Below are 16268 nucleotides of genomic sequence, written 5' to 3' on the forward strand. Positions count from 1 at the left end.
AGATCCAGCCGAGGTCAGCCGATGCTGAACGGCGCTCCGTAGAGGGTCACCTTGGAGTAGTTATTGCCGATGATTTCGACAACGGTGTAGGCACGCGCCTGGGCATAACCCGCGCAACCCTGGATCTCGATCTCCGCATCCTGATACTCGACGGAGTAGACGCCGGGCTCGAGGATGTCCTTGTAATCGATCTGAACGAACTTGACGTCGCCGGGGCCGAGGTTGAGGCCGATCGAGCCACCGAGCGAACCGCCCGAGAGGTTGATGCCGCCGGAAACACCGGCCGAGATCGCGTTATCGGCGATGCTGACCTGGCAGCCGACGATATAGCCGGTGCTCAATTGCGAAGCACCGTGCGTCGAGGAGTTATTGGTACCCGGCGCTCCGGAAGCGCCGTTGTTCGGGCCGATCGTGCCCTCTGGCGTGACGGACACATCGGCGTTGGCGTTGCCCGAGACCCAAACGACTCGGCCCGCGCCATTGGCGGCTAAGGATGGCGAAATCAACGCGTGCTCACCCGTGCGAGAGATGGTCACGCCCGGACCCGACTTCTGGCCGTCCGGCAACGGCACGAAGACATCGGCGTTGGCAGCGCCGATCGAAAGCAGGCCCATTCCCACAGCGGCTGCGACACCGGCACCCGCAATGCGGGCACCTCGACGCAGACCGCTGGTGCGGTTCTTGCTCATACTTCCCCTCATCAGGATCTAGCGGTCGACCTCGGGGTACCGAGGCCGAAAACCCCTTTCATGCCGACACCGCTTGCTGGAAATACCTTGGCCATCAAGCGGATTGCCGACAATCTCGTCGGTGGACGATCTTGGGTGCGCCCAATATTAGTGGTTTCCGTGAACTTCCTGAGAGATTTCGCACATGTTACCGATGCCTCCGCTACGATCCCCGATCGTGATGGGCGACAACGACTTTTACAAAAGCAAGCGGACCCGTCGCGCATGCGACGAGTCCGCTTGTGTGTCTTCAGTTTTCGGTGACGCTACCGATCAGCCGAGGCTGAAGGGCTGACCCCACAACGTCATCCAGGTGATGACGTTGTCGGTCTCGACCTCGACGCTGATGAAGGCCCGCGCCTGGGCGTAACCGGCGCAACCGGTCAGGCCGATCGTCTCGTCGGACCAGGTGACAGAGCCGCTGCCACCCTTGAACTTGTTGCGCTTCTTGTGCGCCTCGTTACCGAAGTCGTCGGCCTGCTCCAGGTCGAGCACGTAGAACGACTGCGACTGCCCCGGGCCGAGGGTCAGGTTGCCACCAGTGCTGGCGCCGACGCTACCGTCACTCCCGTCCCAGTTCGCGGAGCCATCGACACCGCCGGTGGCACCGCCACCGGAGATGTTGACCTGGCAGCCGACGGTGTAGCCCGGGAAGATCGAGCCTGAGCCGTCACCGGAGACCTCGACCTGCGCGGAGCCCGAGACCCACGCGTTGCGGTGCAGCGGGGTGGAGCCCATGGACGGGTTGATGTTGGCGGACTCGCCGACCAGGCTGATGGTGACGACGGTGCCGTCGGAGAGCGTCTTGGTGATCGAGCCGCCCGGCAGCGGAACGAAGGCGTCGGCGTTCGCCGCACCTGTGGAGAACAGGCCAAGGGCGAGAGTGGCTGCGGCGCCGACACCGGCCACCCGAGCCACATTCTTACGGTTGATCATGCTTATGTCCCTCGAGGGTTGATTCGCTTGAGCGAGAAGAGTGTTCGTTGGATTGACCGACATCAGCCGACGCTGAACGGCTGCCCGTAGAGCGTGGTCTTCGAGTAGTGGTCACCGATGATCTCGACGACGGTGTAGGCACGCGCCTGGGCGTAGCCCGCGCAACCCTGGATCTCGATTTCCGCGTCCTGGTACTCGACCGAGTAGTGACCGGGCTTGGTGATGTCCTTGTAGTCGATCTGAACGAACTTGACATCGCCGGGGCCGAGGTTGAGGCCGATCGAGCCACCGAGCGAACCGCCCGAGAGGGTGACGCCACCGGAGACACCGGCGGAGATGGCATCGCTGGCGATGCTGACCTGGCAGCCGACGATGTAGCCGGTGCTCAGCTGCGATGCGCCGTGCGTCGAGGAGTTGTTGGTGCCCGGCGCGCCGGACGCGCCGTTGTTCGGGCCGACGGTGCCTTCGGGGGTCTCGCTGATATCGGCGACGGCGTTGCCCGAAACCCAGACGACGCGACCGGCGCCGTTGGCCGCCAGCGACGGCGAAATCAGGGCGTGCTCACCTGTACGGCTGATCGTGACGGTGCCCGCCGGGTTTCCCTTGGCGCCGTCCGGCAACGGCACAAAGGTATCGGCATTGGCAGCACCGGCCGAAAGCAGGCCCATGGCCACGGCCGCGGCAGCGCCGACGCCCGCAATCTGGGCACCGCGGCGCAGACCGTTGGTGCGGTTCTCGCTCATACTTCCCCTCATCAGGTTCTAACAGTCAGCCTCGACCATCGAGGCTGGACGGTGGTCCTCTCAGGCCCAGCTCAGTTTGTTCTCCGATTGTTGCCGATGTGTAACCGGCTGTTATTTCGGCGCAACGGTCAGTGCTGGCAAACGGAACCGAGCCAGGTTCCGCCGGGTCGACAACGTACGTGCCGCACCCGGGCCTGCGAAGTCCAGCAGCGTGGGTGGCTCGTGGCGAGATTAAACCGACCAGTAACGGTCTGGCAACGTAAGTTTCTGTAAAGATTAATGTGATCTAGATCACACCATCTCAAATGCTCATATTGCTTGACGTGCATAAACGGGGAGAACGCTCGACCCGAACCGAACAAAAAAGTGACTGCAGTCACATAAACGCCTACGGCAACTACGGGACAGTGCCGTAATTGAATACCTGAGCAAATTTCAGATTGTCGGATTCACGGTGGACAATGCCAGGATGTGAGCTCGTAATACGTGGCCGGACCGTAGATGGGTCTTCAGCCGTGATGGGGTGGCACCTGCGAGCGGAACCAGTCGTCCGATGACGATTCGGCATCGGAATGATCACCGCGCTCGTCACCGGTTGTCTCCGGGAGAACGTCACCGAAGATTTTTGCCAGACGCGCGGCATCCCTCGCCCGGCGCGCCGCCGGGCGAGGGTCGTCAGCGGAGTCCGTGGCGGAAATTATTCGGCCAATCCGGATAATTCGCCGATCACTCGACTGGCCAGCGGACCCAGGGTTGCCATACCGTCGCGGACCGCGGCCCGACTGCCCGGCAGGTTCACCACCAACGTGGAGCCGGAGATCCCGGCCAGACCACGGGACAGCCCGGCGTCGAGCGATCCGGCGACCCGGCCCGAGGAGCGCAGCGCCTCGCTGATGCCGGTCAGTTCCCGGTCCAGTACCTGTGCGGTGGCCTCCGGGGTGACATCACGCGGGGACATGCCGGTGCCGCCGACGGAGATGACCAGATCGACACCGCCGATCACCGCGGTGTTGAGCGCGTTGCGGATCTCCACCTCATCGGCCTGTACGGACACCGAAGCGTCCACCAGGAAACCCGCCTCGGTGAGCAGCTCGGTGACCAGCGGCCCGAGCGAGTCCACACCTCCATGCGCCGTTCGATCGTCGACGACCACCACCAGTGCACGCCCCGCCACAGGAGCATCGATTTCCATGGTGCTCACCGTAGCGTCCAAGCCGACGAGGTGGGCGTCCGCTCCCGGTCGCGCCGACTTTCCGCCCGGCAGAACCCGCATCAACGGCCACCGTCCGCGGGCGCGCCGGTGAGGGTCACCTCGACGGTCTTGGGATTGTTGCCCTGTTCATCGGTGTAGGTGATCTTCACCTTGTCTCCTGGCTGATGCGAGCGGACCGCGGCGATGAGCGCGTCACCCGAGTCGATGGTCCGATCGTCGACCTTGGTAATGACCACGCCCGCCGGGATACCGGCCTTGGCGGCCGGGCCGTCCGGGGTCGCCTCGAGCACCCGTGCGGCGGTGTCCTGCGGGCGCAGTTTGATGCCGATTTGGGCGTAGGTCGCGTGGCCGGTCTTGATCAGTTCGTCGGCGACCCGGCGGGCCTGGTCGACCGGGATGGCGAAACCGAGGCCGATCGAACCGCTCTGCTGACCGGTCGCCTCGCCGCCGCCGAGGCTGGCGATGGCGGTGTTGATGCCGATGAGCTTGCCGTTGGCGTCGACCAGCGCGCCGCCGGAGTTGCCCGGGTTGATCGCGGCATCGGTCTGGACCGCGTCGATGACCGGCTGCACCTGGCTCGGTGTGCCCTCGCCGTTGGTGGAGACCGGGCGATTGAGCGCGGAGACGATGCCCGTGGTCACTGTGCCGGCCAGCCCGAGCGGCGAACCGATCGCGATGACCGACTCACCCACCGCGAGATTCGCCGAGGTACCGAGCTCGATCGGGGTCAGCCCGGCCTTCTGGACCTTGATGACGGCCAGATCGGAGACGGGATCGGCGCCGACCAGCGTCGCGGGTGCGGTGGTGCCGTCGGAGAACGCGACCTCCATGGTGGCGTTGGCGCCCCCGCCGGAGGCCACGTGATTATTGGTCAGGATCAGACCGTCGGAGGACAACACGACGCCGGAACCCTCGCCCTGGGCGCGATTGCTGGCGACCTTGATCATCACCACGCTCGGCAGCACCTTCTGCGCCACCGCCTGGGTGGAACCGGCGGGCGCGTTGGCGACATTGCTGACGTTGGGCTTGGGCACGTCCAGAGCGTTGGTGACCGCGGCACGACCGTTGTCGGAGCGAGTGACCAGCGAGCCGACCGCGCCGCCGACGCCACCGCTGACGAGCGCGAGCGCGACCGCGCCGACGACGAGCCCGGTGCGAATCGGGCGGCGCGCGGGTTCGGGTTGCGGCTGAGCGCCGAATGCCGCGCCGGGGACGCCGCCGGGCGGAACCGGCGGGATATAGGACGGCTGGGTGTATTCCGGCCCCGCCTCGGGCCCAGGGAACGGCTGGGTCGCGTTGGGCTGCTGCCAGGACGACCAGGGCGCGCGCGACGGCTGCTGTTCATGGACGACATATCCGGATTGTGGGTAGCCCTGCCCCGGTTGTACGGCCGGGATCTCCTGAGTCGAATGCGGGCCGGGCGCCGCATCAGTGTTCGCCGGCTCCCCTCGCCGGTCCTTGGAATCCTCGGTCATGGTTTCTCGTTTCTCCTCACGTCTTCAACCAGTTTGGCGATGACGACTGAGAGCCGACTGAGACCGTGCTATCAGTTTTCCGAGATATCTACCGATCCGGCTCTTCGGCGGCCACGCCCAGCACGGACGCACCTGCACACGGCAATACAACAATACGGATCGAGTCGCCGACACGCATCCAACTGTCGACCGCACTGGTGTCACGATGCCGGTGACTGGAACAGCCAGCAGAATCGTTGCCGGGCAATCACTCGGTAGTGAACGAAAGCCCTTGCTGTGCAAAGCATTCTGTGCCAGGCAAAAAGGTAGCTGGATCAATCGCGGGCGGAGGAATCGACCGAGCTGTCCAACGGTGCTGCCGTTCCCGGCAGCACGATCCGGATCAAGGCACCACCGCGGTCCGATGTCTCGATGCTGATCGTGCCGCCGTGCTTGGTTACCACCTGTTTGACGATTGCCAGGCCCAGCCCTGATCCCGGCATCGAGCGTGATGCCGTGGTCCGATAGAACCGGTCGAATACCAGCTCACGCTCGGCAGCCGGGATACCTGGCCCGGCGTCGTCGACAGCCAGTTCGAGCAACCCCCGACCGGTTTCCCGCATGGTGACCTTCACTTGCGCGCCCGCTGGGCTCCACTTCGCGGCATTGTCGAGGACGTTCAGGATTGCCCGCTCGAGGCCTGCTTCATGGCCATATACGAACCACGCCTGCAGTTCCGCGGCGAACTCGATCGAACCGCGGCGGCGTCGGGCCCGTTCCAGCGCGCGCTCGGCCACCTCACCGAGATCGACACGCTCGAAGATGGTTTCGGGCGCATCCTCGCGGGCCAGATCGACCAGGTCGCCGACCAGTGTGGACAGTTCCTCGATCTGCGCCATCACATCGGAACGCAGCTCGGCCATGTCTTGCTCCGGAATTCGTGGCGCGCCTGGACGGCTGGAGGCGATCAGCAGTTCCATATTGGTACGCAACGAGGTCAACGGTGTGCGCAGCTCGTGCCCGGCGTCGGCGACCAATCTGCGCTGCCTGTCCCGTGACTCGCCGAGCGCGCGCAGCATGGCGTTGAAGCTGTCGGTGAGTCTTGCCAATTCGTCGTCGCCGGTCACCGCGATGGGCGTCAGATCGTCAGTTCGCGCGATGCGCTCGGTAGCCGCGGTGAGGCGTGCGATCGGGCGCAACCCGGTGCGACCCACCGCAGTGCCCGCCGCGGCGGCCAGCACGACGCCGCAGCCACCGACGACGAACAGCAACCATGCCAAGCTATCGAGCACTTCTCGGGTAGGTCCCAGTCGCTGCGAGATAACCAGCGTCGCACCAGAGTTGGTGCGCTTCGCCAAAACCCGCTGGTTGTCGACCGTACGCAGCGACGAGGGCTGCTCATCGTCGGCAACGGCGAGTTCCTCTGCGCCAACCGGTGGAACAGTTGATTGCGGCGGCATGTACATCTGGTGTTTCGCATAGATCAGCGCGACGCCGACATCGTTCGAGTACAAACCTGCCAACACGATCGACTGGAAGCCGAGAGTCTCGAAGTTGTTGTCGATCATCGTGTCCGCCCGCGCCTTGAGCTGCGAGTCCATATCGGCGTACAGCGCGCGGGCAACCATCGCATAGGCGGCGATGGATGTCACCGCGACCGCGACCGCGACCACCGAGGCAGCGAGCAGGGTCACCCGCCAACGCAGCGAGACGGACCTGGTCAGCGGCATCGGTGGCCGCATCTCCGCCGCATCGGCCGGGCCTGGCTGGCCGAGCGGGGCGACCACAGGTTGCTTGGGGTTGGTTCGCGCCATAGTTCTACGGGGGTGTTTCGCGGAGTACGTATCCGACGCCGCGCACGGTGTGGATGAGCCGGAGCTCGCCCTCGGCCTCGGTTTTGCGGCGCAGGTAGCCGATGTAGACCTCGAGCGCGTTGCCGGAGGTCGGGAAGTCATAGCCCCAGACCTCCTCGAGGATGCGGCTGCGGGTCAGCACCCGGCGCGGGTTGGCCATCAGCATTTCCAGCAGCGAGAACTCGGTGCGGGTCAGGCTGATCGAGCGGTCGGCGCGAGTCACCTCACGGGTCACCGGATCCAGCGACAGGTCGGCGAACGTCATGGTCTCGGAGACCTCGCCGGAATCGGCGGCCCTGCGGCGCAGCAATGCCCGCAGCCGCGCCAGCAATTCCTCCAGCGCGAATGGCTTCGGTAAATAGTCATCGGCTCCGGCATCGAGTCCGGCTACCCGTTCGGAAACCGAATCTCGCGCCGTCAAAACCAGAATCGGCAGATCGTCTCCGGTACTACGCAAGCGTCGGCAAACTTCGAGCCCATCCATCCGCGGCATCATCACATCGAGTACGAGTGCATCGGGTCGCTGCACGGTTGCTTTTTCCAGTGCGTCCACGCCGTCGACCGCGAGATCGACGGAGTAGCCGTTGAAGGTCAGCGACCGGCGCAGTGATTCACGGACGGCGCGATCGTCGTCGACTACCAGAATGCGCATGCCCCCAGTTTGACCGCATCGACTGAGAGTCGACTGAGAGGCAGACGCCCGACACGCCGTACCGCTTGCGACTGCTCGCGGGTCGCTCGAAGGAGCCGGGCGCGCTGGTGGACGCGACTAGGGGCTGGTCGAGCGACCAGCAAGTTTTGTGATCACGCACAGATCTCGGTGCGCCTCCAACCTCTATTTGCCAGCCGAAACCCGTTCTGAGTAGCCAAATTCGAATGAATTACAGTGTGAGTGCCCCAGATTGCCGTTGCTCACTCTGCGCGGTATGTTCCCTGCGGTAAAAAGAAGACCTCTAGTTGGTTCTCAGCGGGTTGAATCAAAACCGAACAGCCACGCGCCATCCGGGGGCCACTCGTGAAGCGGAGGCAACGGAAGCGGATGGAAGCTGCACCGCGGTCCTGGCAATTCAGTCTGTCCAACTGGTCGGTCACTCGTAAGGTTGGCATCGTACTGGTGCTGCCCGTGCTGCTGGCCACCGTCTTCGCCGTCCTCCGCATCAACAACGAACTGCACACCATGTCGCAGTTGGACGCAGCCACCGAGCAGGTCATCATCATCCGGCCGATCGTCAAGTTCGGCACCGCCACTGAACAACTCGCGGTCGCGGCCACCGCCTCATGGGGCAATATCGCGGACCCGACGACCGACGCCGCCCTCACGAAATTCGATCAAGCGCTCGCCGACCTCGAGGCCGGGATGCACACCACGAAGGTGAGCACACGGGTCACCTCCGAACTAGCCTCGGCCGTCGCCACCGGCACCACCATGCGCAACAGCCTGCGCAACGGATCGCCGGTGATGGTCGGCGAACAGGCCGACGAGATCGCCGTCCGCATCGGCAACGCCTTCGCGCTTTCACCCTCGGTCGAAGACCTCGTCATCCAGCGTTACTTCCTGCAGATCGGTGCGATCCAGAACGCCCGGCGCGTGCTCACCCAGCAGCGCATGATGATCGGCTCCCCCGACGCGGGCCACAATCCGAGCGTGCGTGCGAAGGTGCTCATCTCAGCGGGCGCCGAGATGACCATGGTGAACACCTACGGCATCATCCTCCCGGACAACGCCCCCAATATGCGTCGGCTGCTCGACGCCGTCGGCGTCCGGCTCGGGGCGTTCAGCCAGAACACGGGCGATCCGACGACCAATCCGGCCGTCCTGGATTCGCTACAGACCAGCTCGGACACTTACGAGACGACCACCAACTCCCTAGCCGACACCATCGACAAGGCGCTGGCGAACCGGACCACCGAGGCGCAGAACGGTGCGCTGCGCGAGACCACGATCGTCATCGGCATGCTGCTGGCCGGTCTGGCCTTGGCCCTCGCCGTCGCGCGCGCCTTGGTCGTCCCGGTTCGCCGACTGCGTCGCGACGCCCTGGAGGTCGCGCACGTCAAACTGCCCGACGAACTCGAGGTCGTGCGCAGCGGTGGCGCCACCCCGGAGATCGCCCCGGTCGGCGTGCACACCACCGACGAGGTCGGCCAGCTGGCCCGCGCCGTCGACGAAATCCACGAGCAGGCGCTCAATCTCGCCGCCGACCAGGCCCGACTGCGCCTGCAGATCGGGAACATGTTCGAAACCCTGTCCCGCCGTAGCCAATCCCTCGTGGAGCAGCAGCTGTCGCTGATCGAGGATCTCGAGCACGACGAGGACAATGCCGAGCGGCTGCAGAGCCTGTTCCGCCTCGACCACCTCGCCACCCGCATGCGCCGTAACGGCGACAACCTGCTGGTGCTCGCCGGCACCGCCCTGCGCCGCGGCCAGCTGCACCCGGTGCCGCTATCGGACATGCTCTGGAGCGCGGTCTCCCAGGTGGAGGATTACCAGCGCGTCGAGATCGGCGCGGTGCCCGACGGCGTCGTCGCGGGTGAGCCCGCGGTCGATATCGAACATCTGCTCGCCGAGCTCATCGATAACGCGCTGCGCTATTCGCCGCCGACCACGCCGGTCGCGGTGATGGTGGCGCGCGCGGTGGACGGCGGCTACCTGATCGAGATCACCGACCGCGGCCTCGGCATGTCGCTCGAGGATCTCCAGCTCACCAACGATCGGCTCGCCTCCGGTGGTGAGGTCACCGTCGAAACCGCGCGCCGCATGGGTCTTTTCGTCGTCGGCCGACTCGCCAAGCGGCACACCATCACGGTGAGCCTGCGCCGCACCTCCACCATGGCGCAGCAACCCGGCATCACCGCGAGCGTGCACTTGCCCGGGGCGCTGGTCGCCCCGCCGCTGGATGTGACCGACCCGAACCAGCGGGCCATCGAGGCGTCCATGATGGCCGCGCCGCAGCAACAGCAGCCTCGCACGCTGGTTCCGGTACCGAGCCTGCCGCAACGCGAACCGGCGCGGTTCGCGGTCACCAGTTCCGGTCTGCCGCAACGTCGTCCGGCCATGCGCGTCGCCGACGCGCCTGACGTATCAGTACCCGGCGACGATCACACCGAAACCTCGATCGATCCGTTCGCACCGCTTTCGGCCAATGGCCGGGGCGAGTCCGACCGGCCCCGCGTCACGCCGTTCGGACCGCCGACCCCGGCGGAGGAGCCGGTTACCGGGCCGAATTCGGTCGTCGACGTGGAACCGCAGGTGCCCCTCGGCGCCGTCACCGATCTGTGGGCCGAACAGCCCGACGAAGTCGTGACGACCGGGTCGACACCGACCGTCTCCCGCGAGCCGCAAGCACCGCAGGACAACCCAGCGCCGCAGGCCAACCCGCACCTCACCGGGCCGCAACCCATCACGCCGCAGGCCATCCGGCCGTCGCTGCCGACCAGAAGGCCCGCTGCCGCCGCGGATCCCGCGACGACGACTTCGACTCGACTACAGCCTGTTTCGGCCGACTCCGGCACTACTTCGACCCGGCTACAGCCGGTGCAGGGCGAATCACCCACCCCGATCTATCAGCGGATGGTCTCGGAGTGGTTGGTCGAGCCCGCGACCGCGCAGCCCTCGCCGACCGCATGGAGTTCGCCCGCCGACGAGGGCTGGACGGCCGCCGAACAGGCCAGCCATCCGACCACCGCTGCCCGAACCGTCGGCGGACTGCCGATCCGCAGGCCGGGAGCGCAGCTGGTACCCGGCGGCCTCGCACCGGTGGAAGAACCCGGCGTACGTGATCCGGAGGAGATCCGGAGCAACCTGACCAGGCATCTCAGTGGGGTCCGCAGCGGGCGGGCCGAAGCGCAGTACAACGACGGAGGGCTTGTATGACCAACCCGAATGGCACCACGGACGAGAACCTGAACTGGCTGGTTGCCCGCTTCACCAAGGATGTACCCGGGGTGTCGCATGCGGTACTGGTGACGGCGGACGGTCTGCTGCAGGCGACCAGCCCGCATCTACCCTCCGACCGGGCCGAGCAGCTTTCGGCGGTCACCGCCGGTCTGGCCAGCTTGGCCACCGGTGCGGCCGGATTGTTCGACGGGGGCAAGGTGATGCAGTCGATCGTGGAGATGCAGCGCGGCTACCTGTTGGTGATGAGCGTCGGCAACGGGTCGCACCTGGCCGTGCTCGCCAACAAGTCGCATGACATCGGCCGGATCGGCTACGAAATGGCCTTGCTCGTCGACCGTGTGGGCACGGTGGTCTCGGCCACCGCCCGGACAGCCGTCTGATCCAACGATGTCGAGTCCACTCGGCCAAGGGCCACACCGGCCCACAACCCGCGTCAGACCGTACGCGCTGACCTCCGGGCGCACCGAACCGGCGGTCGACCTACCGCTCGAAGCGGTCATCGAAACATTGTCGTACACTGCGCATCTCGATTGGCCAGCTGGCGATCTGCGCACCGAGATCCTGCGGCTGGGCACGCACCGGCTGTCGGTCGCCGAGATCGCCGCTCACCTGGATCGACCGCTCGGCATGGTCCGGGTCATGGTTGGCGACCTCGTCGTCGACGGCGCTTTGCGCGTGCATTCGACCCTGACCGAAGAGGCGAGTTTCGACGAGCGCCGTTCCCTGATGGAGAGGACTTTGCGTGGACTCCGTGCCCTATAAGACCGCTGGAAACTACGGGTCGGCCGGACAGCCCGGCAACTCGGGCACCCAAGAACAGACCCCCGTCGAGGCGGAGAACCGCGTCGCCTCGACCAAGATCGTCGTCGCCGGTGGCTTCGGCGCGGGCAAGACCACCTTCGTCGGCGCGGTGTCGGAGATCGTGCCGCTGCGCACCGAGGCCATGGTGACCCGGTTCTCCGACGGTATCGACGATCTGGCCGATACCCCGGACAAGGAAACCACCACGGTCGCCATGGATTTCGGCCGTATCATCCTGCCGGGCAACCTGGTGCTCTACCTGTTCGGCACCCCGGGCCAGCGCCGGTTCTGGTTCATGTGGGACGACCTGATCCGCGGCGCCATCGGCGCGGTGGTGCTCATCGACACCCGCCGGCTCGAGGACAGCTTCGCCGCGGTCGACTTCTTCGAGGCGCGCAAGCTGCCGTTCCTGATCGCGGTCAACCGGTTCCCGGATGCGCCGCGCTTCCCGATCGCCGAACTGCGCGAAGCGCTTTCGGTGCGCGAGGGCGTACCCATCGTGGATATCGACGCGCGCAATGCCATGGAGGTCCGCCAAGCGCTGGCGGCCGTCACCGAATACGCGATCGCCCAACTGAAGGCGCTCGAATTGGAAGGAACCGCCCGACATGCATGACGTCCGGTTGTTCGCTGCGGCGAACAGCGGCGCGGCGGTGGACCAGTTCTCCATGGGGTACTGGGTCGCCGCACTCTCCTTCGGTATTTCGGTGCTCGGCGCCGTCGTCGGGCTGGCCTGTGTCCTACACGCCGCGCGCTCGTCCCGGTTCCGATTGGTATGGGTGACCTCAGCGGCGGTGGCACTCGGTGGCGTCGGGGTGTGGCTGGCCACCTCCGTGGTACTGCTCGGTCTGGATATCCCCGGCAGCACGGTGCGGTTCGACGGCGGCCGGATGATCGCGGCCATGGTGACCGCCTTCGCTGCGGCATTCGTCGCCCTGCTGATCATCGGCCGCCGACTGCGGCTGGGCCTGCTGCTCCCTGGCGGAGTGGTGTTCGGCCTCGGGATCGCCACGACGCTCTATCTCGGACTCGGCTCCATCAGGATTCAGGGGACGGTCGAGATCTCGCCGTGGCTCTCGGCCGGCGCGGTCGTGATCGCACTCGCGACCGGCGTGGGGACGCTGTGGTCGTTCCAAGCACTGCACTTCGTGCTCGCGCGCGCGGCCACGGTGCTGTTGTTCGGCGTCGGCGTGGCCGGCATGTACTACGTGGGCATCGCGGCCATCGACCCCACCGTGAACGCGGCTGTGAAGGCCCCCGACGGGCTCGCGCTGTTCGAATTCGTCTTCCCGATGTTCGTGATCGGATCGCTGGCCCTGACGGTGCCGATCACCGCGGTGCTCATCGCGCCCGACCGGCGCGAGACCGCCGCGGTCATCGAGGCCGCGCGCCGGTCCGAGCTCGAGTCGGTGCGCTGACTCGAGCTCGGATCCGCCGGTCAAGCGTTGGGCGCGGGCATCTCGCCGACGGCCTTGCTCGGGTCGATGATGCCGATCGCCTCGCCCTGCGGTCCGGCGATGATGGCCGAGCGCCCGGCGGGTGAATCCGCAACCGCCTGTAACACCCGGCCGCCCAGCTCGGCCACCCTGGCTACGCCGGTGTCGACATCGTCGAACTGGAACCACACCAGCCAGTAGGACGGTATGCCGTCGGCCGGCTTGGCCGACTCGTCAGCGATGCCGCCGACGGATTCGGTTCGGGTCGGTGGGGTGAAGACCACGTACTCCCCATCGCCGAAATCGAAATCGGTATAGGTGAAGCCGAACACCTCGGCGTAGAACGCTTTGGCCGCCGCCGCATCGCGGGTGTGCAGTTCGTTCCAGCAGTAGGCGCCGTGTTCGTTGTACACGGCCGCGCCGTTGTGCCCGGTTGCCTGCCAGACCGCGAAGACGGCGCCGACCGGATCGGCCGCGACGAACATCCGGCCGAACTCCATCACGTCGAAGGGGGGTGCGACCAGCTGACCGCCCGCCGCCACCACCTTGGCCGCAGTGGCGTCGGCGTCCGCGACCGCGAAGTAGGTGGTCCAGACCGACGGCGTATCCACCATCGAGTCGGGTTTCGGGCCGATTCCGGCCGCCGACGCACCGGCCTTGGACGCCATCAAGTAGCCGCCCGACTCCGGGCCGCCATCCTGGATCTCCCAGCCGAACAACTCCGCGTAGAACTGCGCGGCCTTGGCCGGATCGTCGACCTGACAGTCGATCCAGGCCGGTGTTCCCTCGGGCCATGCTTCGTTACGTATGGGCATCGGTCACCTCCGTTTCGAATGAGCTACTCGATATCGACTTATCGGTCGAGCGATCGCCGAGAGGTACGTGCCCACACGCCACGGTTCGTGACGCACACCCGCGACCACGCGAACCAGTGCCTAGTCAACCATCGTCCGCCGCGAGTTATGGCAGGTTCGGCAATGCCGCCGATTTCCGCCCGCCACGCACTTACAGTGAGAGGCATGCGCTTCGGTCTGGACTACGCTGCCGGGCGTCCGGGAGGCGCGGCGATCCGCGCGGCGGGGTTCGATTTCGTGGTGCGCTATCTGTCCGAGGGCGGCCCCACCCTGCCCGGCAAACTGTTGACCCCGGCCGAGGCCGACGATCTGCGGGCGAACGGGATCTCGATCGTGTCGAATTGGGAGACCACCGCGACCAGGATGCTGGACGGCTACGGCGCCGGAATCGTCGATGCCCGTGCGGGTCTGGCCCAGGTGCTGCGCTGCGGCGGCCGACCGGATCGACCGATCTACTTCTCCGCGGACTTCGACTCGACCCCGCAGGATCAGCTCGCGATCAACGCCTATCTCGACGGCGCGGCCACCGTACTCGGTGCCGCGAATGTCGGTATCTACGGCGGTTTCTGGTCGATCAGCCGAGCCTTGGACGCGGGCGTCGCGGCATGGTCGTGGCAAACCGACGCCTGGTCCGCAACCTTTGTCGAGACCAGGCGCAACATTCATCAGACATTGCGGCAAGTGGTCGTCAACGGCGTGCTCTGCGATGTGAACGAAGCCGAGACAACAGATTTCGGCCAGTGGGACTTCGTACAGGAGGAACCGGACGTGACCCCGGAACAAGAGGCAGTGCTGCGCGATATCCAGATCCAGCTGCGTGGTCCGGGCCTGTCGGGCTGGCCGCAGCTCGGTGCCGACCCGGAGGGCCACAACCGCACCCTGGTGGACGGCGTGGCGGCCGCACTGCAGCGGATCCAGGAGTTGGAGACCGAGCACGCCGACCTGCGTGCGCAAATCAGCGAATTACGCACGGAGATCAGCGAACTCGAAGCGACTACCGCCGATCTCGTCGAGGAGGTCAAGCGCCTGGACGGCCCGCACTGGCCCTGGCCGTTATCCCTCATCGAAGGCCCCGCCGAATTCGTCGGCGAACAACTGGCCCGTCTGGAGGCGATGTTGCCTGACTTGCCGGGCTTACCCGCCGCCCGAGAGCCCGCATCCACCCCCTCCCCCCAGGCCGCCGAACTGGGCAAATGATCACGTGGACACCATGGCGGCAAACCGCGAGAGCCTTCGCCATCAGGTCCATCTGATCTTGATCGCGGTCGACTGCTCAGGCGCCGGGACGGCTGGAACCTGTGTCGCCGCACCACTTGTCGGCCTTCGCGCCTGAATGGAGGGTAGCCGGTCTGCTGGTTGCGGCAGGCTGGCCAACCCGCATTCAGATGCAGCCGCCAGACACACGTCGGCACGACAATCCCTCAGGAAAATCTCCGAGGACAACCTCTGGAAAACTGAGAAAACCGGGGAAATCGGCTGAGCGGCCGGAAGTTTCGCCTTTTGGCGATGAGCGGGTTCTCAGAGATCCGGGCGAACCGGGATTCTGAGAACCCGCCCTCTCGCATGAGGGTACCGGCGGGAGGGCACGAAATCATCACTGCGCCAGGACTTTTACGGCCACGAAAAACCAACTCACAGTACGTAATTGACCCAGGAGCTACCTCATCGCAATCGAGGCACCGGGAAAATTGCCATGTGATGCGAGTCACTCCATTAGCCAACAGATTGCCCGGCCGTGAGCGGGTGCCGATTCGAGATTGCCACATCGCCTTCGCCCAGCCGATTCGGACGATCGACCACCGGCCTGGCGCGTTCACGTCCCATGGCAGCAGTGCGCGAGTTATCGTCGGGTTGGCACATACTCGTTCGTCCGAAGGAGTTCGCATGGCCGTCAATGTGGTGCTCGATAAGGCTCTCGACAAAGCCTACGAAAACAAGCCGCTCGCGGAAATCCTGTCCGCCCCGCCGTCGGCGCTCGCCGGACTCACCGAAGCGCACGATAAGCAGCTGCTCGACGCCCTGAAGATCAAGACCATCGCCGACCTGGGCAACAACAAGTTCTTCCAGCTGGCCGCCACCTTGGTGCAGCTCGCCGCCAAAGAAGGCTGAGCAAGACCGTTCGGCAACGACAATGGCCCGGCAGGACATCCTGCCGGGCCACCGTTCGTTCGAGCGCGGTATCAGATCCGCTCGGGATCGATCAGACCGCGCCGCACCGCCTGAACCAGACGGCGCGGCACCCTGTGCACGACTCCGCCGACGCTGACCGGCACCAGGTCGGGTGGAGTCGCCTTCCACTGCGAGCGGCGGCTGCGGGTGTTCGACCGCGACATCCTGCGCTTGGGTACCGCCATG

Annotated in this window: 16 protein-coding genes; 7 read left to right on the top strand and 9 right to left on the bottom strand. The window is 65.8% G+C overall.

The genetic code is table 11. From position 1 onward, the window contains the following. Positions 1 to 14 precede the first annotated feature (14 nt). The 7 genes from OG874_RS29750 to OG874_RS29780 all read right to left on the bottom strand — a co-directional run bounded on the left by OG874_RS29750 (position 15) and on the right by OG874_RS29780 (position 7579). On the bottom strand, positions 15 to 689 hold the full coding sequence (locus OG874_RS29750; RefSeq protein ID WP_330250407.1) for an MspA family porin: 675 nt from the start codon (positions 687 to 689) through the stop codon (positions 15 to 17). Positions 690 to 1001: 312 nt separating this feature from the next. Continuing rightward, positions 1002 to 1664: an MspA family porin gene (locus OG874_RS29755; protein ID WP_330250408.1), complete on the bottom strand. Its 663-nt coding sequence runs from the start codon at positions 1662 to 1664 to the stop codon at positions 1002 to 1004. Between the two features lie 62 nt (positions 1665 to 1726). Beyond that, positions 1727 to 2407 (bottom strand): MspA family porin, encoded by a 681-nt coding sequence (locus OG874_RS29760; RefSeq protein ID WP_330250409.1) that lies wholly within the window; start codon positions 2405 to 2407, stop codon positions 1727 to 1729. Positions 2408 to 3104: 697 nt separating this feature from the next. Continuing rightward, the gene (locus OG874_RS29765; protein WP_330257474.1) at positions 3105 to 3599 is read right to left on the bottom strand and encodes a MogA/MoaB family molybdenum cofactor biosynthesis protein; all 495 of its coding nucleotides are present in this window, start codon (positions 3597 to 3599) and stop codon (positions 3105 to 3107) included. An 80-nt stretch (positions 3600 to 3679) separates the two neighbouring features. Beyond that, positions 3680 to 5095, bottom strand: a complete 1416-nt coding sequence (locus tag OG874_RS29770; protein ID WP_330250410.1) for a S1C family serine protease — start codon at positions 5093 to 5095, stop codon at positions 3680 to 3682. A gap of 314 nt (positions 5096 to 5409) precedes the next feature. Further along, positions 5410 to 6888: a HAMP domain-containing sensor histidine kinase gene (locus tag OG874_RS29775; RefSeq protein WP_330250411.1), complete on the bottom strand. Its 1479-nt coding sequence runs from the start codon at positions 6886 to 6888 to the stop codon at positions 5410 to 5412. Between the two features lie 4 nt (positions 6889 to 6892). Continuing rightward, the gene (locus tag OG874_RS29780; protein WP_330250412.1) at positions 6893 to 7579 is read right to left on the bottom strand and encodes a response regulator transcription factor; all 687 of its coding nucleotides are present in this window, start codon (positions 7577 to 7579) and stop codon (positions 6893 to 6895) included. 387 nt (positions 7580 to 7966) lie between these two features. Here OG874_RS29780 and OG874_RS29785 point away from each other — a divergent pair, with 387 nt between their 5' ends. The 5 genes from OG874_RS29785 (at position 7967) to OG874_RS29805 (ending at position 13041) form a co-directional block, all read left to right on the top strand. Beyond that, positions 7967 to 10798: a sensor histidine kinase gene (locus tag OG874_RS29785; RefSeq protein ID WP_330250413.1), complete on the top strand. Its 2832-nt coding sequence runs from the start codon at positions 7967 to 7969 to the stop codon at positions 10796 to 10798. Then, positions 10795 to 11202 carry a roadblock/LC7 domain-containing protein gene (locus tag OG874_RS29790; RefSeq protein ID WP_330250414.1) on the top strand — a complete coding sequence of 136 codons (408 nt, stop codon included), beginning with the start codon at positions 10795 to 10797 and terminating at the stop codon, positions 11200 to 11202. The genes OG874_RS29785 and OG874_RS29790 overlap by 4 nt, the downstream gene beginning before the upstream one ends. 7 nt (positions 11203 to 11209) lie before the next feature. Further along, positions 11210 to 11584, top strand: a complete 375-nt coding sequence (locus OG874_RS29795; RefSeq protein ID WP_330250415.1) for a DUF742 domain-containing protein — start codon at positions 11210 to 11212, stop codon at positions 11582 to 11584. A 97-nt stretch (positions 11585 to 11681) separates the two neighbouring features. Beyond that, positions 11682 to 12239 carry a GTP-binding protein gene (locus tag OG874_RS29800; RefSeq protein WP_040695543.1) on the top strand — a complete coding sequence of 186 codons (558 nt, stop codon included), beginning with the start codon at positions 11682 to 11684 and terminating at the stop codon, positions 12237 to 12239. After that, entirely contained in the window at positions 12232 to 13041 is an 810-nt protein-coding gene (locus OG874_RS29805) for a hypothetical protein (protein WP_330250416.1), read from the top strand. Before OG874_RS29800 ends, OG874_RS29805 begins: the two co-directional genes overlap by 8 nt. A gap of 20 nt (positions 13042 to 13061) precedes the next feature. Here the strand turns inward: OG874_RS29805 and OG874_RS29810 are convergent, their stop codons facing one another. After that, positions 13062 to 13874, bottom strand: coding sequence for a VOC family protein (locus OG874_RS29810; protein WP_330250417.1), 813 nt, complete (start codon positions 13872 to 13874; stop codon positions 13062 to 13064). A 204-nt stretch (positions 13875 to 14078) separates the two neighbouring features. Here OG874_RS29810 and OG874_RS29815 point away from each other — a divergent pair, with 204 nt between their 5' ends. Together OG874_RS29815 and OG874_RS29820 are read left to right on the top strand one after the other, a co-directional pair. Next, positions 14079 to 15110, top strand: coding sequence for a glycoside hydrolase domain-containing protein (locus OG874_RS29815; RefSeq protein WP_330250418.1), 1032 nt, complete (start codon positions 14079 to 14081; stop codon positions 15108 to 15110). 687 nt (positions 15111 to 15797) lie between these two features. Next, the gene (locus tag OG874_RS29820) at positions 15798 to 16022 is read left to right on the top strand and encodes a hypothetical protein (protein WP_330250419.1); all 225 of its coding nucleotides are present in this window, start codon (positions 15798 to 15800) and stop codon (positions 16020 to 16022) included. A gap of 71 nt (positions 16023 to 16093) precedes the next feature. Here OG874_RS29820 and rpmF read toward each other — a convergent pair whose 3' ends face one another. Further along, positions 16094 to 16267: a 50S ribosomal protein L32 gene (gene rpmF, locus OG874_RS29825; RefSeq protein WP_330250420.1), complete on the bottom strand. Its 174-nt coding sequence runs from the start codon at positions 16265 to 16267 to the stop codon at positions 16094 to 16096. Position 16268: the final 1 nt, after the last annotated feature.

The organism is Nocardia sp. NBC_00565, assembly GCF_036345915.1.
GTDB lineage: Bacteria > Actinomycetota > Actinomycetes > Mycobacteriales > Mycobacteriaceae > Nocardia.